General features: G+C 70.4%; 17 protein-coding genes and 1 riboswitch. Of the genes, 5 read left to right on the top strand and 12 right to left on the bottom strand.

Going from position 1 to position 20,694, the window contains the following annotated elements:
* Nucleotides 1-36: 36 nt before the first annotated feature.
* The 3 genes from ACI2LP_RS19315 to glyA all read right to left on the bottom strand — a co-directional run bounded on the left by ACI2LP_RS19315 (nucleotide 37) and on the right by glyA (nucleotide 3,415).
* Nucleotides 37-618, bottom strand: coding sequence for a 2'-5' RNA ligase family protein (locus ACI2LP_RS19315; protein WP_404725688.1), 582 nt, complete (start codon nucleotides 616-618; stop codon nucleotides 37-39).
* 127 nt (nucleotides 619-745) lie between these two features.
* Nucleotides 746-1,759: a tryptophan--tRNA ligase gene (gene trpS / locus ACI2LP_RS19310; protein WP_404725687.1), complete on the bottom strand. Its 1,014-nt coding sequence runs from the start codon at nucleotides 1,757-1,759 to the stop codon at nucleotides 746-748.
* A gap of 387 nt (nucleotides 1,760-2,146) precedes the next feature.
* Nucleotides 2,147-3,415 carry a serine hydroxymethyltransferase gene (gene glyA / locus ACI2LP_RS19305; RefSeq protein WP_404725686.1) on the bottom strand — a complete coding sequence of 423 codons (1,269 nt, stop codon included), beginning with the start codon at nucleotides 3,413-3,415 and terminating at the stop codon, nucleotides 2,147-2,149.
* 106 nt (nucleotides 3,416-3,521) lie between these two features.
* Nucleotides 3,522-3,612, bottom strand: a riboswitch (ZMP/ZTP riboswitch).
* Between the two features lie 122 nt (nucleotides 3,613-3,734).
* Here glyA and rocD point away from each other — a divergent pair.
* On the top strand, nucleotides 3,735-4,940 hold the full coding sequence (gene rocD, locus ACI2LP_RS19300; protein ID WP_404725685.1) for an ornithine--oxo-acid transaminase: 1,206 nt from the start codon (nucleotides 3,735-3,737) through the stop codon (nucleotides 4,938-4,940).
* Nucleotides 4,941-4,979: 39 nt separating this feature from the next.
* Here the strand turns inward: rocD and ACI2LP_RS19295 are convergent, their stop codons facing one another.
* Together ACI2LP_RS19295 and ACI2LP_RS19290 are read right to left on the bottom strand one after the other, a co-directional pair.
* Nucleotides 4,980-6,161 carry a glutathionylspermidine synthase family protein gene (locus ACI2LP_RS19295; RefSeq protein WP_404725684.1) on the bottom strand — a complete coding sequence of 394 codons (1,182 nt, stop codon included), beginning with the start codon at nucleotides 6,159-6,161 and terminating at the stop codon, nucleotides 4,980-4,982.
* A gap of 18 nt (nucleotides 6,162-6,179) precedes the next feature.
* A complete protein-coding gene (locus tag ACI2LP_RS19290) occupies nucleotides 6,180-6,479 on the bottom strand; it encodes a hypothetical protein (protein ID WP_360871742.1) in 300 nt (99 codons plus the stop codon).
* Between the two features lie 123 nt (nucleotides 6,480-6,602).
* On the opposite strand from ACI2LP_RS19290, the gene ACI2LP_RS19285 reads away from it, so the two are divergent.
* A complete protein-coding gene (locus ACI2LP_RS19285) occupies nucleotides 6,603-7,457 on the top strand; it encodes a hypothetical protein (RefSeq protein WP_404725812.1) in 855 nt (284 codons plus the stop codon).
* Nucleotides 7,458-7,508: 51 nt separating this feature from the next.
* On the opposite strand, the gene ACI2LP_RS19280 is transcribed toward ACI2LP_RS19285, so the two are convergent.
* On the bottom strand, nucleotides 7,509-8,909 hold the full coding sequence (locus ACI2LP_RS19280) for a PLP-dependent aminotransferase family protein (RefSeq protein ID WP_404725683.1): 1,401 nt from the start codon (nucleotides 8,907-8,909) through the stop codon (nucleotides 7,509-7,511).
* Between the two features lie 47 nt (nucleotides 8,910-8,956).
* Between ACI2LP_RS19280 and ACI2LP_RS19275 the strand changes: the two genes are divergently transcribed.
* The 3 genes from ACI2LP_RS19275 (at nucleotide 8,957) to ACI2LP_RS19265 (ending at nucleotide 11,953) form a co-directional block, all read left to right on the top strand.
* Entirely contained in the window at nucleotides 8,957-9,481 is a 525-nt protein-coding gene (locus ACI2LP_RS19275; RefSeq protein ID WP_404725682.1) for a carboxymuconolactone decarboxylase family protein, read from the top strand.
* Nucleotides 9,482-9,499: 18 nt separating this feature from the next.
* On the top strand, nucleotides 9,500-10,222 hold the full coding sequence (locus tag ACI2LP_RS19270) for an isocitrate lyase/phosphoenolpyruvate mutase family protein (RefSeq protein WP_404725681.1): 723 nt from the start codon (nucleotides 9,500-9,502) through the stop codon (nucleotides 10,220-10,222).
* A gap of 138 nt (nucleotides 10,223-10,360) precedes the next feature.
* Nucleotides 10,361-11,953 carry a protein kinase gene (locus tag ACI2LP_RS19265; RefSeq protein ID WP_404725680.1) on the top strand — a complete coding sequence of 531 codons (1,593 nt, stop codon included), beginning with the start codon at nucleotides 10,361-10,363 and terminating at the stop codon, nucleotides 11,951-11,953.
* 168 nt (nucleotides 11,954-12,121) lie between these two features.
* On the opposite strand, the gene ACI2LP_RS19260 is transcribed toward ACI2LP_RS19265, so the two are convergent.
* From ACI2LP_RS19260 to ACI2LP_RS19235, 6 genes are all read right to left on the bottom strand, one after another.
* Entirely contained in the window at nucleotides 12,122-13,075 is a 954-nt protein-coding gene (locus ACI2LP_RS19260; RefSeq protein WP_404725679.1) for a glycine betaine ABC transporter substrate-binding protein, read from the bottom strand.
* Between the two features lie 30 nt (nucleotides 13,076-13,105).
* On the bottom strand, nucleotides 13,106-15,079 hold the full coding sequence (locus ACI2LP_RS19255) for an ABC transporter permease subunit (protein ID WP_404725678.1): 1,974 nt from the start codon (nucleotides 15,077-15,079) through the stop codon (nucleotides 13,106-13,108).
* Nucleotides 15,076-16,188: a glycine betaine/L-proline ABC transporter ATP-binding protein gene (locus tag ACI2LP_RS19250; protein WP_404725677.1), complete on the bottom strand. Its 1,113-nt coding sequence runs from the start codon at nucleotides 16,186-16,188 to the stop codon at nucleotides 15,076-15,078. Before ACI2LP_RS19250 ends, ACI2LP_RS19255 begins: the two co-directional genes overlap by 4 nt.
* On the bottom strand, nucleotides 16,185-17,720 hold the full coding sequence (locus ACI2LP_RS19245) for a GMC family oxidoreductase (protein WP_404725676.1): 1,536 nt from the start codon (nucleotides 17,718-17,720) through the stop codon (nucleotides 16,185-16,187). The genes ACI2LP_RS19250 and ACI2LP_RS19245 overlap by 4 nt, the downstream gene beginning before the upstream one ends.
* A gap of 16 nt (nucleotides 17,721-17,736) precedes the next feature.
* Entirely contained in the window at nucleotides 17,737-19,221 is a 1,485-nt protein-coding gene (locus ACI2LP_RS19240) for an aldehyde dehydrogenase family protein (RefSeq protein ID WP_404725675.1), read from the bottom strand.
* A 439-nt stretch (nucleotides 19,222-19,660) separates the two neighbouring features.
* A complete protein-coding gene (locus ACI2LP_RS19235; RefSeq protein ID WP_404725674.1) occupies nucleotides 19,661-20,650 on the bottom strand; it encodes a malate dehydrogenase in 990 nt (329 codons plus the stop codon).
* Nucleotides 20,651-20,694: the final 44 nt, after the last annotated feature.

Genomic DNA, 20,694 nt, shown 5'->3' with positions numbered 1-20,694 from the left:
CTTGGCGGCGGACCGAGGTAGGGAGCGGGCCCGGGGTCAGGGGGTGGCTGCGGGCTCGTCCACCGGGGAGCCCTGGGCGGGCACGGCCACGATGCCGCCCCCGAAGGCGTACTCGTGGAGCTTGCGCCACACGCCGTCCGGGCCCTGCTCGTACAGCGCGAAGGAGGCGCAGGTCCAGGACGCCTCGTACTCGGACAGCGCCTCGTACGCACGGTCCATCGCCTCCTCGGCGATGCCGTGCGCCACCGTCACGTGCGGGTGGTACGAGAACTGCAGCTCACGCACCAGCGGCCCGGAGGCGTCCCGCACCCGCTTCTGCAGCCAGGTGCAGGCGGCCGCGCCCTCGACGACCTGGACGAACACGACGGGCGAGAGGGGGCGGAATGTTCCGGTGCCGCTGAGCCGCATCGGGAAGGGCCGGCCGGTCGCCGCGACCCTGGCGAGATGCGCCTCGATCGCGGGCAGGGCCTCGGCGTCGACCTCGGTCGGCGGCAGGAGTGTGACGTGGGTCGGAATGCCGTGCGCGGCGGGATCCCCGAAGCCCGCGCGCCGCTCCTGGAGCAGGCTGCCGTAGGGCTCCGGGACCGCGATCGAAACGCCGAGCGTTACGGTCCCCACGTCGTTCTCCTCAGTCGTCTGCGGGTAGGTGTGCAGCCGCCAGTGTGGCGGCTGCACGGCGTGTGTGGCCAGAGGCCTTGGACACAGTGCCGATTCGGTGATCACTCGGTACGGAATCGGAACGCTCTCAGTGCTTCGCGGGCAGGAACCCCACCTTGTCGTAAGCGGCGGCCAGGGTCTCGGCCGCGACCGCGCGGGCCTTCTCCGCGCCCTTGGCCAGGATCGAGTCCAGCGTCTCGGGGTCGTCCAGATATTCCTGGGTACGGGAGCGGAACGGAGTGACGAATTCCACCATGATGTCGGCGAGGTCCGTCTTGAGCGCTCCGTACATCTTGCCCTCGTACTCCGCCTCCAGCTCGGCGACGGTCTTGCCGGTGAGGGTGGAGTGGATGGTCAGCAGGTTGGAGACGCCCGGCTTGTTCACCGGGTCGAACCGGATGACGGTGTCGGTGTCGGTGACCGCGCTCTTGACCTTCTTGGCGGTCGCCTTGGGCTCGTCGAGCAGGTTGATCAGGCCCTTGGGCGTGGACGCCGACTTGCTCATCTTGATCGACGGGTCCTGAAGGTCGTAGATCTTCGCGACCTCCTTGACGATGTGCGGCGCCGGGACGGTGAAGGTGTCGCCGAAGCGGGCGTTGAAGCGCTCGGCGAGGTCACGGGTGAGCTCGATGTGCTGGCGCTGGTCCTCGCCGACCGGGACGGCGTTGGCCTGGTACAGCAGGATGTCCGCGACCTGCAGGATCGGGTAGGTGAACAGGCCGACCGTGGCCCGGTCCGCGCCCTGCTTGGCGGACTTGTCCTTGAACTGCGTCATCCGGGAGGCCTCGCCGAAGCCGGTGAGGCAGTTCATGATCCAGCCGAGCTGGGCGTGCTCGGGGACATGGCTCTGGATGAAAAGCGTGCAGCGCTCGGGGTCGAGACCGGCGGCGAGCAGCTGGGCGGCCGCCAGACGGGTGTTGGCACGCAGCTCGGCCGGGTCCTGCGGCACGGTGATCGCGTGCAGGTCCACGACCATGTAGAACGCGTCGTGGGTCTCTTGCAGCGCCACGTACTGGCGGATCGCTCCGAGGTAGTTCCCGAGGTGGAACGAGCCTGCGGTGGGCTGGATACCGGAGAGCGCGCGGGGTCGGTCTGAGGCCATGCACAACATTCTCTCAGGTGCGGAACCGATCTCCGGCCGCCGGTGTAGGAAAGGTGTGAGGACGCGGGAGGGGACCCTGGAGCCGGTCCGGAGGGGGGCCGCATCGTCGAGGAAGAGGCTGCGGTGATCGCGCGGGTGCGCGCCGGACAACCGGAGGCGTATGCGGCACTGGTGCGCGCCTCAATGAGACGAGGAACACAGTCCCCCCGGCGGTCCGCCGCCCGCTGGACGGCTGGGCCGGGCGCCGGGCGGTACGGACACGGGGGTGCCCGTACCGCCCGGAGGGCTCAGGACGGGGCTGACCGGGCATTTCAAGCCCGTCCGGGGGTCCCCCGGACGAAGTCCTGGGGGAGGTTGAGGACCCGCCGGCCGGACCCCGTCACAGCATTACGTGGTCAACCCGGGCGCCGGATACGCGGACATCAGCTCCGCGACCTCGGACCGGATCTCCCCCAGCGCGTCCTCGTCACCCGAGCCGGCCGCGGCCACACCGCGGTCGATCCACTCGGCAACGGCGGCCATGTGCTGGGTACCGAGACCGCGCGAGGTGAGAGAGGGGGTTCCGATGCGGACACCGGAGGGGTCGAAGGGCTTCCTCGGGTCGTACGGCACGGTGTTGTAGTTGACGACGATCCCGGCCCGGTCGAGCGCCTTCGCCGCCACCTTGCCGGGGACGTTCTTGGGGGTGAGGTCCATCAGGATCAGATGGTTGTCGGTGCCGCCGGAGACGAGTTCGAAGCCGCGGGCGAGCAGTTCTTCGGCGAGTGCCTTGGCGTTGGCGACGACCGACTCGGCGTACGTGCGGAAGGAGGGCTGAGCCGCCTCGTTGAGGGCGACCGCGATCGCGGCCGTGGTCTGGTTGTGCGGGCCGCCCTGGAGGCCGGGGAAGACCGCCTTGTCGATGGCCTTGGCGTGCTCCTCGCGGGACATCAGCATCGCGCCACGCGGCCCACGCAGGGTCTTGTGGGTGGTCGTGGAGATCACGTCCGCGTACGGGACCGGCGAGGGGTGGGCACCCCCGGCGATCAGGCCGGCGATGTGCGCGACATCGGCGACCAGGATGGCGCCGGACTCCTGGGCGATCTCCCCGAAGGCCGCGAAGTCGATGGTGCGGGGCAGCGCGGTGCCGCCACAGAAGATGAGCTTCGGGCGTTCCTTGAGGGCGAGCTCGCGCACCTCGTCGAAGTCGATCAGGCCGGTGTCCTGGCGTACGCCGTACTGGACGCCGCGGAACCACTTGCCGGTGGCCGATACGCCCCAGCCGTGGGTGAGGTGGCCGCCCATCGGCAGGGCCATGCCCATCACGGTGTCGCCGGGCTCGGCGAAGGCGAGATAGACGGCGAGGTTGGCCGGGGAGCCGGAGTAGGGCTGGACATTGGCGTGCTCGACGCCGAAGAGCTGCTTGGCGCGGGCGATGGCGAGCAGCTCGACCTTGTCGATGTTCTGCTGGCCCTCGTAGTAGCGGCGGCCCGGGTACCCCTCGCTGTACTTGTTCTGCAGGACGGTGCCGGAGGCTTCCAGGACGGCCCTGGAGACGTAGTTCTCGCTGGGGATCAGGCGCAGGGTGTCGGCCTGAAGCCGCTCCTCGTCGCCGATCAGGGCCGCCAGTTCGGGGTCGGCGGCGGAGAGTGCCGGGTGGGGCAGGGGAAGAGTCATGGTGTCCTCCGGGGGCGATCCGTCTGCTCGGTCGTGGTCCCGGGATGCGGCTCGGGCCCTTGCCGGGCAGGCCGGGCAGGGGACGGGCAGCACCACGGGACAAGTCCCGGGGTGCCCAGGCGGGCGGCACCTCGTGTGATCTTCCGCGCGCGGTTCCCTCGGGGTTACTTCCCCGTACGCCAGTCGCCGTGCGTACTGTCCAGCCTAGCGGCCACGCCCTGAAGCAAGGTTTCTTCGTCCACCATGCGAGCGACGATAGAAACAGGGGCACCACCCCGCCCCACGCCGGATGCCTTGTCTCTACGTGAACGGAGATCCCGTGTCTGCATCGGAGAGTGCCATTGCCTCTGCGGAGGCGCACAGTGCGCACAACTACCACCCGCTTCCCGTTGTCGTCGCCTCGGCGGACGGCGCGTGGATGACCGATGTCGAGGGGCGCCGCTACCTCGACATGCTCGCCGGGTACTCGGCGCTCAACTTCGGCCACGGAAACCGCCGGCTGATCGACGCCGCAAAGGCACAGCTGGAGAGAGTCACGCTCACCTCCCGCGCGTTCCACCACGACCGGTTCGCCGACTTCTGTACACAGCTCGCCGAGTTGTGCGACATGGAGATGGTGCTGCCGATGAACACCGGGGCGGAGGCGGTGGAGACCGCCGTGAAGACCGCCCGGAAATGGGGCTACAAGGTCAAGGGCGTCCCGCCCAACCAGGCGAAGATCATCGTCGCCGCCAACAACTTCCACGGCCGCACGACCACCATCATCAGCTTCTCGACGGACCATGAGGCGCGCGCGGACTTCGGTCCGTACACACCGGGCTTCGAGATCGTTCCGTACGGGGACCTGACCGCCCTCGAGGCGGCGATGAGCGCGAACACCGTGGCGGTGCTGCTGGAGCCGATCCAGGGTGAGGCCGGGGTGTTGGTGCCGCCGGCCGGGTATCTGCCGCGGGTGAGGCAGCTGACCCGGGAGCGGAACGTGCTCTTCATCGCGGACGAGATCCAGTCGGGCCTCGGGCGTACCGGCCGTACCTTCGCCTGCGAGCACGAGGGTGTCGTGCCGGACATGTATGTGCTGGGCAAGGCGCTGGGCGGCGGTGTCGTCCCGGTGTCGGCGGTCGTCTCCTCCAGTGAGGTGCTCGGCGTCTACCGCCCCGGTGAGCACGGCTCGACCTTCGGCGGCAATCCGCTCGCCTGCGCGGTGGCCCTCGAGGTGATCGCGATGCTGCGCACCGGCGAGTTCCAGCAGCGCGCCACCGAGCTGGGCGAGCATCTCCACCACGAGCTGGGCCTGTTGACGGGCGGCGGCGCGGTGGAGGCGGTGCGCGGCCGCGGGCTGTGGGCGGGCGTCGACATCGTGCCGAGCCACGGCACGGGCCGGGAGATCTCCGAGAAGCTGATGGACCGCAGGGTCCTGGTGAAGGACACCCACGGTTCCACGATCCGGATCGCCCCGCCGCTGGTGATCAGCAAGGAGGACCTGGACTGGGGCCTGGACCAGCTCAGGGCGGTCCTGGACGCGTAGCCCGCCGCTCACCGGTCCGGTTCGGGCCGGCCCGGCAGGTCAGAGGATGACGTGGGGCAGGAAGCGGGCGTACTCGTCCGTGACCGGCCCCGCCGATTCCCGGATGCCGAGTCCCGCCGCCTCGCCCTCGACGACCCATGCGCCGAGCACCACGCGGTTGCCCTCGAAGTCGGGCAGCGGGGCCAGCTCCTGGTAGCAGCAGGCCTCTTCGCGGACCACGGGAGCATCGCCCGGCTCATGGATCGTGACGCCCGCGCCCTCGCGGCCGAGCAGCGGCTTGGCGACATAGCCCCGCTCGGCGGCGAGTTCGCGCGGGCCGTCGAGGTAGGCGGGGAGCAGATTGGGGTGTCCCGGGTTCAGCTCCCAGAGGATCGCCAGCAGCGCCTTGTTGGAGAGCAGCATCTTCCAGGCGGGCTCGATCCAGCAGGTGGTGCCGGTGCCGCCACCGTTGTCCAGGGTGGCGAGGACATGCGGTCCGAAGCGGTCGGTGACCAGCCATTCCCACGGATAGAGCTTGAAGCAACTGCGGAGGAAGCGCAGCCGGTCGTCGACGAACCGCCCGGACAGCCGGTCCCAGCCGATCCTTTCGACGGAGAGTGCCTCGGTGGCGAGCCCCGCCTGCTCGGCCGTCTCGCGCAGATACGCGACGGTCATCAGGTCCTCGCCCAACTCGTCCCCGTCGGAGTGGACGAAGTGCAGCGGCCCCGGCGGCAGCAGCGGGGCCTGCCGCTTCCAGGCCTCGACGAGGCGTTCGTGGAGGGAGTTCCACTGGTCGGCTCCGGGGAAACGGTCCTCCATCCAGAACCACTGCGGACTGGCGGCCTCCACCAGGGAAGTGGGGGTGTCGGCGTTGTACTCCAGCATCTTGGCCGGGCCGGTCCCGTCGTAGCGGAGATCGAACCTCCCGTAGACGGAGGGAAGTTCGGCCCTGCGCCGCCAGGACTCGGCGATCAGCGAGGCGAGCCTCGGGTCGGTGATGCCGAGGTCGGCGAAACGATCCTGCTCGACCATGTGCGCGGCCGCGGCCAGGCACATGGCGTGCAGTTCCTCGACGACCTCTTCCAGCGCCTCGACCTCGGGCAGCGAGAACTCGTAGTACGCGCTCTCGTCCCAGTACGGGCGCAGGGAGCCGTCCGGGTAGCGGGTGAGCGGGTAGATGAGGCCCTGCTCCTCGACGATCTGCTGCCAGCCGGGGCGGGGCTCGATGGTGTGACGCTTCATGCTCCGGGTGCCCCGTACTCAGCCGCCGCCGGAGCTGGAGTGGCCGAAACCGCCGCTGTCGACGGCGGTCCTGTCGAAGCTGCCGCCCTCGGCCCGGCCACCGCTCACCCTGCCGCCGTAGTAGTACCTGCCGGAGCTGTTGTATCCGTCGCTGTCGGCGTCGCCGTCGCCGTCGCACTTGTAGTCCGGCAGCACTTCGTAGGTCACCGGATCGACACAGCGCTCGTCGGGCTCCGAGCTGCACGCCGTCAGCGTCGCCGCGAGCACCCCCATACCGCCGAGCACCACCGTGCTCGACCTCAGCCTGCGTCGTGCCATCAGCCGGTTGCCCCCGTTCGAATCAAGCCAGTGGATCGCCGGACAGACTAGAGGGCCGCCCCGCGCGGCTGTCGGCCCGGTCCGCCAACCGTCCTCATCTAGAGTCGCTTTGTGCTCATTGGGATGATCTGCGCGCTCGGTTCAGCGGTCTGCTACGGCACGGCCTCCGTTCTCCAGGCCGTCGCCGCCCGCGCCACGCAGCCGGGCACCGGCTCCGGCGTCGACGCGGCGCTGCTGCTGCGCGCGCTGCGCCAGTGGCGCTATATCGCCGGACTCGCCCTGGACGGCCTCGGTTTCGTCCTGCAGATCGTCGCCCTGCGATCCATCCCCATCTATGCGGTCGGCGCGGCGCTCGCCGCCAGCCTCGCGGTCACCGCCGTGGTCGCCGCCCGCCTGCTCCATGTCCGGCTGAGCGGCATCGAGTGGGGCGCCGTCGCGGTGGTCTGCGCGGGCCTGGCGATGCTGGGCCTCTCCTCCGGTGAAGAGGGCGACAAGGCCGGATCGTCCGCGCTGCGCTGGTCCATGCTCTGCATCGCCTTCGCCGTACTCCTCGTCGGCGCGGCCGCGGGCCGCCTCCCCGACAAGCCGCGCGCCCTGGTGCTCGGCCTGGGCGCGGGCTTCGGCTTCGGCGTCGTCGAGGTCTCGGTCCGGCTGATCGACTCGGTGGCTCTGCCGGGCGTGCTGGGCAATCCGGCACTGTATGCGCTGCTGCTCGGCGGAGCCGCGGCGTTCCTGCTGCTCACCTCGGCCCTGCAGCGCGGCTCGGTGACAACGGCCACAGCGGGCATGGTGATCGGCGAGACGATCGGCCCGGCGCTGGTGGGAGTGGTGTGGCTGGGCGACCGTACGCGGGAGGGCTTGGCATGGCTGGCCGTGGCGGGCTTCGTGGTGGCGGTGGCGGGGGCACTGACGCTGGCGCGGTTCGGCGAGCCGCCGGCGGCGGCGTCGGAGGTGGGCGAGGGTGCGGCGGCGGCCTGAGCGGGGCGGTTCCCCTACCCGCCGCTTCCCGAACCGGGGGCAAGCCCCCAGTTACGGCAGTGCCCGGCACAGTGCGTCCAGTGCCCCCGACCAGGCGCTGTCCGGCGGCGTCCCGTACCCCACCACCAGTGCGTCCCGCGCCCGCGGCGCCTCCTTGTGCCGGTAGCGGGAGACGCCCTCCACGGCCAGGCCATGCCATGCGGCCGCCTGGACCACGGCGTGCTCGGTGCCCGACGGAAGTTCGAGCACCGCGTGCAGCCCCGCCGCGATCCCGCTGACCCGGATGTCCGGTGCGCGCTCCGCCAGTGCCGCCACCAGTTGGTCGCGCCTTCTGCGGTAGCGCAGCCGCATTCCCCGTACATGACGGTCGTACGCGCCCGACGCGATGAACTCCGCGAGCGTCAGCTGATCCAGCGCGCTCGACACCCAGTCCGAGGACCCCTTCGCCGCGAGCGCCGGCTCCACCAGCTCCTCCGGCAGGACCATCCAGGCGAGCCGCAGCCCCGGCGCCAGCGACTTGCTCGCCGTGCCCAGATAGACGACCCGGTCCGGGTCGAGCCCCTGGAGCGCGCCCACCGGCTGGCGGTCGTAACGGAACTCCCCGTCGTAGTCGTCCTCCAGGATCACCCCGCCGCTCCCCCGCGCCCAGTCGACGGCGGCCGCCCGCCGGTCGGGGTGCAGGGCGACGCCGACCGGGAACTGGTGCGCCGGCGTCAGCAGTACCGCCCCGACCCCGCGCAGATCGCCCAACTCGCCCGTGTGGGAGCCCAGTTCGTCGAACGGCAGCGCGGGCGTCCGCAGCCCCGCCTCGGCCAGCAGATTCCAGTGCTCGTCGAGCCCGTACGACTCGACGGCCACCTCCCGCACCCGTCGCCCCCGCAGCACCTTCCCCATCAGCCTCAACCCGTGTACGAAGCCGGAGCAGATCACGATCCGCTCGGGGTCCGCGTACACGCCGCGCGCCCGCGCCAGATAGTCGGCGAGCACGGTGCGCAGCTCGACGCGCCCGCGCGGATCGCCGTATCCGAATGCCTCGTGGGGCGCGGCGGTCAGCGCCCGGCGGGCCGCTTTCAGCCACTCGGCGCGCGGGAAGGCGGCGAGGTCGGGGTGCCCGGCCCGCAGGTTGTACTGCGGACCCCGGCGAGCCGGCCGCGCCCTGGCCGCCCCCGCCGCGGGCCTGCGCGCCGCGGCGCGGCGGGCGACCCGCGTCCCCGAGCCCTGCTGCGCGGTCAGCCACCCCTCGGCGACCAGCTCGGCATATGCGTCGGCGACCGTATTGCGGGCGATCCCGAGGTCGGCGGCGAGCGAGCGCGAGGACGGCAGCCGTATGCCGGGGGCGAGCCGCCCGGTGCGAACGGCCTCCCGCAGGGCGTCCATCAGCCCCGTACGCAGCCCGGAACCGCGCAGTTCCAGATGCAGGTCGGCACGGAAAGTGGCCCAGGAATCGGTCATACAGGTGGACCATACTCCTGCGCCACACCGGCAATAGATTCGTACGCATGACGACGGACGAGACGACCGGCAGGACGACCGACGAGAAGCCTTCCTACGTGCCCGAGCACACGCCCCGGCTGCCCTGGGCCACGCTCGCGCCCGAGGTCTACAAGGCCATGGTCAAACTGGACGTGGCCGCCCGGCAGGGCCTCGACCCGGTCCTCGTCGAACTGGTCAAGATCCGCGCCTCGCAGATCAACCACTGCGCGTTCTGCCTCGACATGCACACCAAGGACGCACTCGCGGCCGGCGAGTCGGTCGAGCGGATCATCCAGCTCAGCGCCTGGGAGGAGTCTCAGCACTTCTACACGGCGAAGGAGATCGCGGCGATCGGGCTGACGGAGGCGGTCACCGAACTGACCGACGGATTTGTGCCGGACAAGGCGTACGAAAAGGCGGCCAAGCACTTCGACGAGGCGGAGCTCACCCAGCTGATCTCGACGATCACGGTCATCAACGCCTGGAACCGCTTCGCGGTGAGCACGCGCATGGTTCCCGGTCACTACACGCCCGGCCAGTACGGGCACTGACCAGATCGGGAGAGCGTCATGAGCGTTGAGACTTTCCGTTCCCTCCACCACGACCGCGTACCCGGCGATCCCCTGGTCCTGCCCGGCCCGTGGGACGCCGCCAGCGCCCGCGTCTTCGCGGACGCGGGCTTCCCGGCCCTTGCAACGCCGAGCGCGGGGGTCTCGGCGTCGCTCGGGTACGAGGACGGGAAGACGCCCGCGGACGAGATGTTCGCGGCGGTCGCCCGTATCACCCGGGTGGTGGACGTCCCCGTCTCGGCGGACATCGAGGGCGGCTACGGCCTGCCGCCCAAGGAACTGGTCGCGCGGCTCCTCGACACGGGTGCGGTCGGCTGCAACCTGGAGGACTCCGACGCCGGGACCAAGTCCCTCAAAGACCCGCAGCGGCACGCCGACTGGCTCGCCGAGGTCCGCGCGGAGGCGGGCGACGGGCTGTTCATCAACGCCCGGGTCGACTCGTTCCTGCGCCACGTGGCCGACCCGGCGGAGGCGATCTCCAGGGCGCGGCTGTATGTGGCGGCGGGGGCGGACTGCGTCTACCCCTTCGCCGTACCGCCGGAGCAACTGCCGCTGCTGCGCGCGGAGATCGAGGGCCCGATCAACGTCGCGCCGTTCCCGGGGAGCCCGTCCGTCGCCGAACTGGGGCGGCTGGGCGCGACGCGGATCACCTTCGGGCCCTTCCTGCAGCAAAGAGCCGTGGCGGCGGCACTGAAAGTCGCCGAAGCCCTGCGCGGAAACTAGGTCGGCCTCCCGGTCGAGGGGTCGAGGACGGTCCTTCGGCCGGGGCCCCCGCACCGCCTCCGGCGGCTCGGGCTACAGTCATCGCCCATCCCCGCCCGGACGTTCCGGCCCGGGGTTGGCGCTGGGGGATGCGGAACGATGCGGGCCGAACATATGGAACTGCCCGGCTACGAGATCGTAGAGATCCTCGGCCAGGGCGGATTCGCCACGGTGTACCGGGCGCGCCAGCTGGCCGTGGGCCGGGAGGTCGCACTCAAGGTGGACAGCCGGGTGTTGTCCTCGCCCCGGGACCAGCAGCGGTTCCTGCGCGAGGTCACCGCCGCCGGGCAGTTGTCGGGTCATCCGCATGTGGTCGCGGTGTACGACGCCGGAGTTCTCTCCGACGGCCGCCCTCACATGGTGCTGGAGCTGTGCCCCGGCGGTTCGCTGGCCGACCGGCTGCGCCGGCACGGCCCGCTGCCGTCGACGGAGGCCCGCGACATCGGGGTGAGCATCGCCGACGCGCTTGCGGCCGCGCACGCCACCGGGGTGCTGCACCGCGACATCAAACCGGGCAACATCATGGTCAACCAGTACGGCGGCGTCGCCCTCGCCGACTTCGGGCTGGCCGCGATACCGCGGCCGGGCCACGAACTGTCCGTGACCAGGGAGGCACTGACTCCGGCGTACGCACCGCCCGAGGCGTTCCGGATGGCCGAACCCGCCCCGGCCGGGGATGTGTACTCGCTCGCCGCGACCGTCTATGCCCTGCTGCGGGGCCGCCCGCCGCACTACCCCGACGACGGTGAGCTCAGTCTCGCGGAGCTCATCGTGCGGCACACCTGGCCCGTCCCCGACCTGCCCGGTGTGCCGACTGCCCTGACCGAGGTCCTCAGACACGCCATGGCCCCTGACCCGGCCGACCGGCTGCCGACCGCCGGAGCACTGCGGGACGCTCTCGCCGCTGTCGACCTGAACGCCTCTGCCCATGCGCCCGCCACGACCGTCCCGATGCCCAGGGACACACCACCGTCGTACGTTCCGTCGTACGCACCGACGGCCGCCCCTCGGGACGCCGTTCCCGCGCCGACCGCCCAGCACATACCGCCGACGCTCCACCCTCCGGGCGGCAGCGGACGGACGACCCCCGCCGCCCCGGAGCCGGACAGCCGGGGCCGACGCGGCCGGCGCCCACGGCTGATCGCCATACTGGCGGCAGTAGCGGTTTCCGTGAGCATCTCGGTCACCGTGGTGGTGAACCAGAACCAGTCGGCGTCCGACGACGCGTCCTCCGGTCCCTCCGCGTCGGCCTCTGCCACCGCCGGTGCGAGCGGCTTCGTGGTGCCGACCACCACGAAGAACTGTCCGGCGGCGGCCGTCGAGGGCGTGGGCGGCCGGTGCACCACGACCGCCGAGTGCTGGTCCGGCATGGTGGTCATCACGGGGATCGTGTCCATCAGCCGCGCGGACTGCAAGGCGAGCCATGTTTGGGAGACCTTCGCCATCGCTCCGCTGCCCAAGGACGGCATGACAAACAATTACCGGGACCTGAGCAAGCATCCCGATGTTCTCAAGCTCTGCTCGACCGATGTGATGACCAAGTCCAGGACGGTGCAGGCACAGGGTCGCCCGTGGTCGGCCGACGTCCTTCCGCCCACCCAGACCGAATTCGCAGACGGCCTGCGCGTCTTCCGCTGCGTCGCCGCGGTCGATGGGGAGGTGGCCGGAAACCACTTCAGGCCTCGGGGCTGAGGACCGTGGTCACGCACCTGTCGTGCTGGCGCCGGCAAAGGCGCGGGCCGACCGTCGGCCGATGTGGTCCTCCCTCCGGGGTGACCGAGAGGAATCGCCCTCACTGAAGGGGGCGATTCCCTGCGGACAACCGAAAGGAATCGCACCCCTTCACAAGGGCGAGGATCGTCAATTCTTCGGGAGCCACGCCTTCCACGTCGCCTCGTTCGCCTTGACCCACTTCTCCGCCGCCGCCTCCGGCGACATCTTCTCGCCCGCGATCATCAGGGCGACCTCGTTCTGCTGCTCGGTCGTCCACTTGAAGTTCTTCAGGAACTGAGCCGCCTCGCCGCCGTTCTTCGCGAAGTCCGCGTTGAAGTACTTCTGCAGCGGCGTGTTCGGGTACGCGCAGGCGATCTTCTTCGGGTCCGCGTCACAACCCGCCTTGTACTCCGGCAGCTTGACCTCGACCATCTCGACCTGCTCGTTCAGCCACTGCGGCGTCCACCAGTACGTCAGGAACGGCTTCTTCTCCTTCGCGTACTTCTTGATCGCCGTGATCTGCGCGGCCTCGGAGCCCGAGTAGTTGGTCTTCAGGTCCAGCTTCAGATTCTTGATGAGCGCGTCGTCGTTGGTGACGTAGTCCGGGGAGCCCTCCAGGATCTGGCCCTTGTCACCGCTCTCCGCGGTCTTCAGATCCTTCACGTACTTGTCGAGGTTCTTGTAGTCCGTGACGTCGGGGTTCTTCTCCGCGTAGTACTTCGGCACGTACCAGCCGATGTGCCCGGTCACCCCGAGGTCGCCGCCCTTGACGACGGTCTTCTTCGTCGTGACGTACTGCTTCTCCTCCTTGGGGTGACCCCAGTCCTCCATGATCGCGTCGATGTCGCCCTTGGAGAGCGCGTCCCAGGCAAGGACCTCACCCATCTGCTGGGTCTTGACCTTGTAGCCGAGCTCCTTCTTCAGGATGTAGCCGGCGACGGCCGTGTTGGCCTGCGCGCCTACCCAGGAAGGCACGGTCAGCGTCACGGACTTCTTGCCGCCGACGTCGTCCTTCTTGCCGGTCTCGGCAGCGCCGCACGCGCTGAGGGTGAGGACGCCGAGGGCGCTGACGACAGCAGTGGAGATACGGAGGATGCGCATGGTGCTCCTGATAAATTGGGTTAAAAGGGGTCAGTGGGACTGCTTGCGGGAGCCGGGCTGGGTGATCCGGTCCAGTACGAGACCGAGGCAGACGATCGCGACTCCGGCCGTCATCCCGAGGCCCATCTCGCCCCGGGACAGGCCCTTCACGACGTCGTAGCCCAGCGCCCCGCCGCCGACCAGGCCGCCGACGACGACCACGGCCAGCACCAGGACCACGCCCTGGTTGACGGCGAGCTGCAGCGCCGGGCGGGCCAGTGGGAGCTGGACCTGGAGGAGTTGCTGGCGGGTCGACGCACCCAGCGAGCGGGAGGCCTCCAGCGCGGCCGGGTCGACCTCGCGCAGGCCCTGGGTGGTGATGCGTACGACCGCGGGCAGCGCGTAGACGACGGCCGCGATGATCGCCGAGGCCCGGGTGACGCCGAACAGCGCGACCACCGGGATGAGATAGACGAACTGCGGCATGGTCTGCATGGCGTCCAGCACCGGCCGCAGCCAGCGTTCGATCCGCCCGGCACGCGCGCAGAAGATGCCCGCGAGCACGCCGAGCGCGAGCGTGAGGACCAGCGCCGCGAGGACCTGTGACAGTGTGTCGAGGGACTTGCCCCACACCCCGAGCACACCGATCGCGCCCATCGAGAGCGTCGCGGTCAGCGCGGTCGCCCAGGTGCCGACCAGCCAGGCCAGGGCCGCGACGAGCAGCAGGAGCGACCACCACGGCAGCCAGATCAGCGCATCGCGCAGGGGGTTGAGGATCCAGAGCGTGAAGTGCTCGGACCAGACTTCGGTGCCGCCGAATACCGGGACGCCGGACGCGAGGTTCTCGGTGATCCAGTTCTGGGCCTTGTTGACGGGCGTGGAGATGTCGTACGTCCACGCCTCGGGCCACGCCTTGCCGACGACCAGGCCCGCCAGCGATGCGGCCACCACGCCCCCGACGGTGAGCGCCCAGGCCGGGCGGCCGTGCAGCAGCCCGCCGCCCGGTGCGCTCTCGCCGATGCGGTCGCCGGCCGCAGCCGTCGTACGGTCCAGCCAGACCGCGATCAGCACGATCGGGATGCCCGCGGCGAGCGCCTTGCCGACGTCGACCGTGGAGAGCGCCGAGTAGACCTCTTCGCCGAGGCCGCCGGCTCCGACGAGGGCCGCGATGACGACCATCGAGAGCGCCATCATGATCGTCTGGTTGAGGCCGAGGAGCATCTGCTTGCGCGCGAGCGGCAGCCGCGCGGTCCGCAGCCGCTGCCATGCGCTCGCGCCGAGCGAGGCGGAGGCCTCCAGCACGGCGGGGTCGGCGCCGCGCAGCCCCAGCGCGGTGAGGCGGGCCATGGGCGGGGCCGCGTAGATGACCGTGCAGAACAGCGCGGCGGGCGTGCCGGTGCCGAAGACCAGCACGAACGGCAGCAGATACGCGAAGGCGGGCAGCACCTGCATGGTGTCGAGGACCGGCCGCAGCGCCCGGTCGACGCGGTCGGAGAGACCGGCCGCGAGCCCGATCAGCACGCCGAGCAGCGCGGCGACGGCGACCGACACGACCATCAGCGCGATGGTCAGCAGCGTGGCGTCCCACATCCCGAGCAGCCCGCAGGCGGCGAACGTCCCGAACGCGGTGGCCGCGACCTTGATCCCACGACGCCCGAGCCCGGCGCCACGCCAGGCGAACAGCACACCGGCGACGAAGACGCCCGGCCAGCCCATGGCGTCCAGGAACCGGTAGACGACGTCGACCGCGTCGGTGGCGGTGTTGGAGAAGTGCAGCAGGAAGTAGAGGAAGAGGGGGTGGGTGTCACGGTTGTCGATGACCCACTGGTTGGCGTCGTCGAGGGGGCGGGAGATGTCGACGGTCAGCCCGGAGGGCCAACTGCCGCTGCCCCACAGGGCGATGCCGAGGGGTATGAGGACCAGCGCCCCGACTGCGAGCACGAGCAGCTTGCGCTGCACCCGATTCTTCAGGACGTTGCGCAGTGCGGGCGTTTCCTTGGCGAGGGCGGTGACGACGGCTGTCATGCGACGACCGCCTTGTCCGTATGGGCGCCGCGGTCGAGGCCGGCCACCACGTCCAGCAGACCCGCGTGGTCCACCACTCCCAGGCAGTTGCCGTTCTCCAGCACGCGTACCGTCCGGCCGCTGCGGGCGACCGCCTCGATCGCCTCGAAGACCGTCGCGTCGGGGGCGATCGCCGGCCCCGACTCCGCCTCGTCCGCGGCCGCCGGGCGCATCGCCGTACGCACCGTCATCACCTGCTCGCGCGGCACATCGCGGACGAAGTCCCGTACGTAGTCGTCCGCGGGCGAGCCCACGATCTCCTCCGGAGTGCCCAGCTGCACAATCCGGCCGTCCCGCATCAGCGCGATACGGTCGCCCAGCTTCAGCGCCTCGCTGAGGTCGTGGGTGATGAAGATCATCGTGCGGCCCTCCTCGCGGTGCAGCCGGATGACCTCCTCCTGCATATCGCGGCGGATCAGCGGGTCGAGCGCGCTGAACGGCTCGTCGAAGAGCAGCACTTCGGGGTCGACGGCGAGCGCGCGGGCCAGCCCGACGCGCTGCTGCTGACCGCCGGACAGCTGGCCGGGCCGCCGGTGCTCAAGACCCTCCAGGCCGACCTTGGCGACGACCTCCGCCGCCCGGGACCGGCGGGCGGCCTTGCCCATGCCCTGGATCTCGAGTCCGTACGCGACATTGTCGAGCACCGAGCGGTGCGGCAGCAGGCCGAAGTGCTGGAACACCATCGACGCACGGTGGCGGCGCAGTTCGCGCAGCCGTGCCGCGTCCATGGAGAGCACGTCCTCGCCGTCGATGACGATCGCCCCGGACGTCGGCTCGATCAGCCGGGTCAGACAGCGTACGAGCGTCGACTTGCCGGAGCCGGACAGGCCCATGACGACGAAGACCTCGCCCTTGCGGACGTCGAAGGACACATCGCGTACGGCGGCGGTGCAGCCGGTGCGCTCGCGCAGCTCGGCCGGGGCGAGCGCGCCGAGTTCGGCGTTGCCGGGGATGCGGTCGGCCTTCGGGCCGAAGACCTTCCACAGCTCGCGTACGGAGAAGACGGGCGGCTGATCCCCGTCCTTCCTCAAGGCGGTACCGGTCTCGGGTCCGGTGCTGATGTCGGTCATAGGGCGCTGCCCCTTTCCTCGGGCGCCGCTGCAAGCAGCTCCGCGCACTTTTCTCCCACCATCAGGACCCCGATCATCGGGTTCACGGCAGGCATGGTCGGGAAGACGGACGCGTCGGCGATGCGGATGCCGTCGAGGCCGTGGATCCTCAGGTCCGGTGAAACGACGGAGAGTTCATCCGCCGACGACCCCATCCGGCAGGTACCGGCGGGGTGGTACACGGTGTGCGCGACCTTGCGCGCGTACTCGCTGATCGCCTCGTCCGAGGTGATCTCCGGCCCCGGGCAGACCTCCCGCTTCAGCCAGCCCGCCAGCGGCTCGGCCTTCGCGATCTCGCGGGCGAGCTTGATCCCGTCGACGAGCGTGCGGCCGTCGTAGTCGTCCTCGTCCGTGAAGTAACGGAAGTCCAGCGCAGGCTTGACCTGTGGATCCGCGCTGGTCAGATACAGCCTGCCGCGGCTGCGCGGCTTGGGGATGTTCGGCGTCATCGACACCCCGTGCGCGGGCCGCTCGTACCCCAGTCGCTCAGGGTTGTCGGTGAACGGAACCTGGTAGAAGTGGAACATCAGGTCCGGCCCCTGGGCGTCCGGATCGCGCTGTACGAACAGACCGGCGTCGCTGTCCATCGCCGAGTTCTCGGGGATCGGCCCGTGCGTCTCCCAGACGATCACCGACTCCGGGTGGTCGAGCAGGTTCTCGCCGACGCCCGGCAGATCGTGTACGACGGGGATCCCGAGCGCCTCCAGGTCGGCGCGCGGCCCGATGCCGGAGTGCAGCAGCAGCCGCGGTGTGTCCACCGCGCCCGCGCAGACGAGGACTTCGCGCCGGGCCCGGACGAACCGCTCCTCGCCGTCCTTCGTACGCACATGCACGCCGCCGGCCCGAGTGCCGTCGAGCTCCAGCCGGTACGCCCAGGTCTCCAGCGCGATATGGAGGTTCGGCCGGTCCAGGAAGGGGTGGAGATACGCGACCGAGGCGGAGGAACGCTTGTTGTTCTCCGGGTGGTACGCGAGGTCGAAGAAGCCGACGCCCTCGTGGAAGGGCTTCTGGTTGAAGCCCTCGACGCGCGGGACGGCGAGCGCGGCCCGGGCCGCGTCGACGAAGTCGCGGGCGATGGCGTTACGGTCCGCCTCGTCGACCGGCACGATGTTGTTGAGCAGCCGGTCGAAGTACGGGTCCATGGCTTCGGCATCCCAGCCCTCGGCACCCGCCGCCGCCCACTCGTCCCAGTCGGACGGCAGCGGCCGGAAGGCGATGAGGGTGTTGTGGGAGGAACAGCCGCCGAGCACGCGGGCGCGGCTGTGCCGGATGTGGGAGTTGCCGCGCGGCTGCTCGGTGGTGGGGTAGTCGTAGTCGAGCTCGCCGCCGAGCAGCCCCATCCAGCGCCGCAGGGTGAGCACGTCGTCCCGGCCGACGTCGCTCGGTCCGCCCTCGATGACGGCGACGGTGACGTCCGGGTTCTCGGTGAGCCGGGAAGCGATGACGGATCCGGCGGTGCCACCCCCGACGACGACATAGTCGTACGTGGTCATGTTCTGGTTCTCCTGCTCAGCCCGCGAACCAGCGCACGGGGCGCGGGTCGAGGTTCTGGTAGACGTGCTTGGCCTCGCGGTACTCGGCGAGGCCGGCCGGCCCCAGCTCGCGCCCGATGCCGGACTTCCCGAATCCGCCCCACTCGGCCTGCGGGAGATACGGATGGAAGTCGTTGATCCAGACGGTGCCGTGCCGCAGCCGCCCGGCGACCCGCCGCGCGCGGCCCGGGTCGGCGGTCCAGACGGCGCCGGCGAGGCCGTACTCGGTGTCGTTGGCGAGGGCGACGGCCTCGTCCTCCGTACGGAAGGTCTCGACGGTCAGTACGGGTCCGAAGATCTCTTCGCGTACGACGCGCATGGAGCGGTGGCACTGATCGAGGACGGTGGGCCGGTAGAAGTACCCGTCGCCCTCCGGCCTGTGGCCCCCGGCCCGCAGCACCGCCCCTTCGGCCAGCGCGGAAGCGACGAAGGACTCCGTCCTGGCGAGCTGCTGGGCGGATACGAGTGGGCCGCACTCCACACCGTCGTCGGTGCCGCGGCCGAGGCGGATCTTCTCGGCCCGGCGGGCGAGTTCGGCGACGAAGCGCTCGCGCAGGGACTCCTCGATGATGAGCCGGGACCCGGCGGAGCAGACCTGACCGCTGTGAATGAAGGCGGCGTTGAGCGCCTGGTCCACAGCCGTGTCGAAGCCCGCGTCGCTTTCGCACGCATCGGCGAAGACGACATTGGGATTCTTGCCGCCGAGTTCGAGCGCGACCTTCTTGACGCTGTCGGCGGCGGCGCGCATCACCTTCGTACCGCTGGTGAGCCCGCCGGTGAAGGACACGAGATCCACATCGGGATGCTCGGCGAGCCGGGCCCCTACGGGGTCGCCCGCGCCGGTCACGATGTTCGCCACGCCGGCGGGCAGCCCCGCCTCCTCCAGCAGCTGGATCAGCTCGACGGTCGTCAGCGGAGTGATCTCACTCGGCTTGATCACAAAGGTGTTGCCCGCGGCCAGCGCCGGGGCGATCTTCCAACTGGCTTGCAGGAGTGGATAGTTCCACGGCGTGATCAGCGCACAGACGCCGACGGGCTCGTGCACCACCACGCTGTGTATCTCCGGCGAACCGGCGTCGACGACCCGCCCGCCGCTCTCGTGCATGACGAGGTCGGCGAAGTAGCGGAAGGCGTCACTCACACAGTCGACGTCGATGCGGCCTTCCTCGACGGTCTTTCCGGCGTCCCGGCTCTCCAGCACGCCGAGCGCTTCGCGGTTCCGCTGCAGCAGATCGGCGGCGCGCCGCAGCAGCGCGGCCCGCTCGGCTACCGGGGTGCGGGGCCACTCGCCCTGGTCGAACGCGGTACGCGCGGCTGCGACGGCGGCATCGACGTCCTCGGCTCCACCCTCCGCGACGACGGCGAATACGGTCGCGTCAGCAGGGTCGATGATCTCGCGCGCGGCGCCGGAGGCGGCTGCTCGCCACTCTCCGCCCACGTGGATGGTCTGTTGTGCCGACACGTCGTGTTTAGCCTTCCGTTCCCGATTTGTACCTCGCCGGCAAGGGCCGGCGGACGGGTCGCCTGCCCCTGGGGGTGGAAAGCATGCGCAACGTGTCGTGTGTCACTTATTCGATGCCTACGCCGCGGTGACCTGGGCAGCGGCTCAACGACCCTGACATGGGTCAGGACCGAGCAGCCGTCTGCGCCGGTTGACGTCGCGGCGGCATCATCGGGGTGGCGAGGCAACGGGGGACACCGGTAGTCGGCTCACCCGACGGGGCGCCCGGCGTACGGCCCGCCGGTTCCCTGCCGGCGGGCCGTACGCATGCGCGCTGTCGGCATGATTGCGCTCGGCAGGCGCGGCGCGCCGAGGGAAGGGGAGGCCGGCTCGGCTGACCCCCGAACGCAACCGCCCCCGGCTGCCAGTCGGCTGCCGGGGGCGGTCGGGGTCAGATTCCTCAGATGAGGCCGAGCTCGCGGACCGCCGCGCGCTCCTCCTCCAGCTCCTGCACCGACGCGTCGATCCGCGCACGCGAGAAGTCGTTGATCTCCAGGCCCTGGACGATCTCGTACTTGCCGTCCTTCGTGGTGACCGGGAAGGAGGAGATCAGGCCCTCCGGCACGCCGTACGAGCCGTCCGACGGGATGCCCATCGAGGTCCAGTCGCCCTCGGCGGTGCCGTTCACCCAGGTGTACACGTGGTCGATTGCGGCGTTCGCGGCCGAGGCGGCCGAGGACGCGCCACGGGCCTCGATGATCGCGGCGCCGCGCTTGGCGACGGTCGGGATGAAGGTGTCGGCCAGCCACTTCTCGTCGTTCACGGTCTCGGCGGCGTTCTTGCCGGCGACCTCCGCGTGGAAGATGTCCGGGTACTGCGTCGCCGAGTGGTTGCCCCAGATGGTGAGGCGCTTGATGTCGGTGACCTGCGCGCCGGTCTTCTTCGCCAGCTGCGAGATCGCGCGGTTGTGGTCGAGGCGGGTCATCGCGGTGAAGCGCTCGGCCGGCACGTCCGGGGCGGCGGCCTGCGCGATCAGCGCGTTGGTGTTGGCCGGGTTGCCGACGACGAGGACCTTGATGTCGTCCGCGGCGTTGTCGTTGATCGCCTTGCCCTGCGGCTTGAAGATGCCACCGTTGGCGGAGAGGAGGTCGCCGCGCTCCATGCCCTTGGTACGCGGGCGGGCGCCTACGAGGAGGGCTACGTTCGCGCCGGCGAAGGCGACGTTCGGGTCGTCCGTGATCTCGATGCCGCGCAGCAGCGGGAAGGCACAGTCGTCGAGCTCCATCGCGGTGCCCTCGGCGGCCTTGAGGCCCTGCGGGATTTCGAGAAGGCGCAGCTTGACCGGCACATCCGCGCCGAGCAGGTGGCCGGAGGCGATGCGGAAGAGCAGCGCGTAGCCGATCTGGCCGGCCGCGCCGGTCACGGTGACGTTGACGGGAGTGCGGGTCATGGCGATCTCCGTAAGACAGCTGGCGGTGGGGTTCCCTGCCCCTG

It is taken from the genome of Streptomyces sp. NPDC019890, assembly GCF_044903445.1.
Lineage (GTDB): Bacteria > Actinomycetota > Actinomycetes > Streptomycetales > Streptomycetaceae > Streptomyces.
This window is presented reverse-complemented; position numbering and strand designations above follow the sequence as displayed.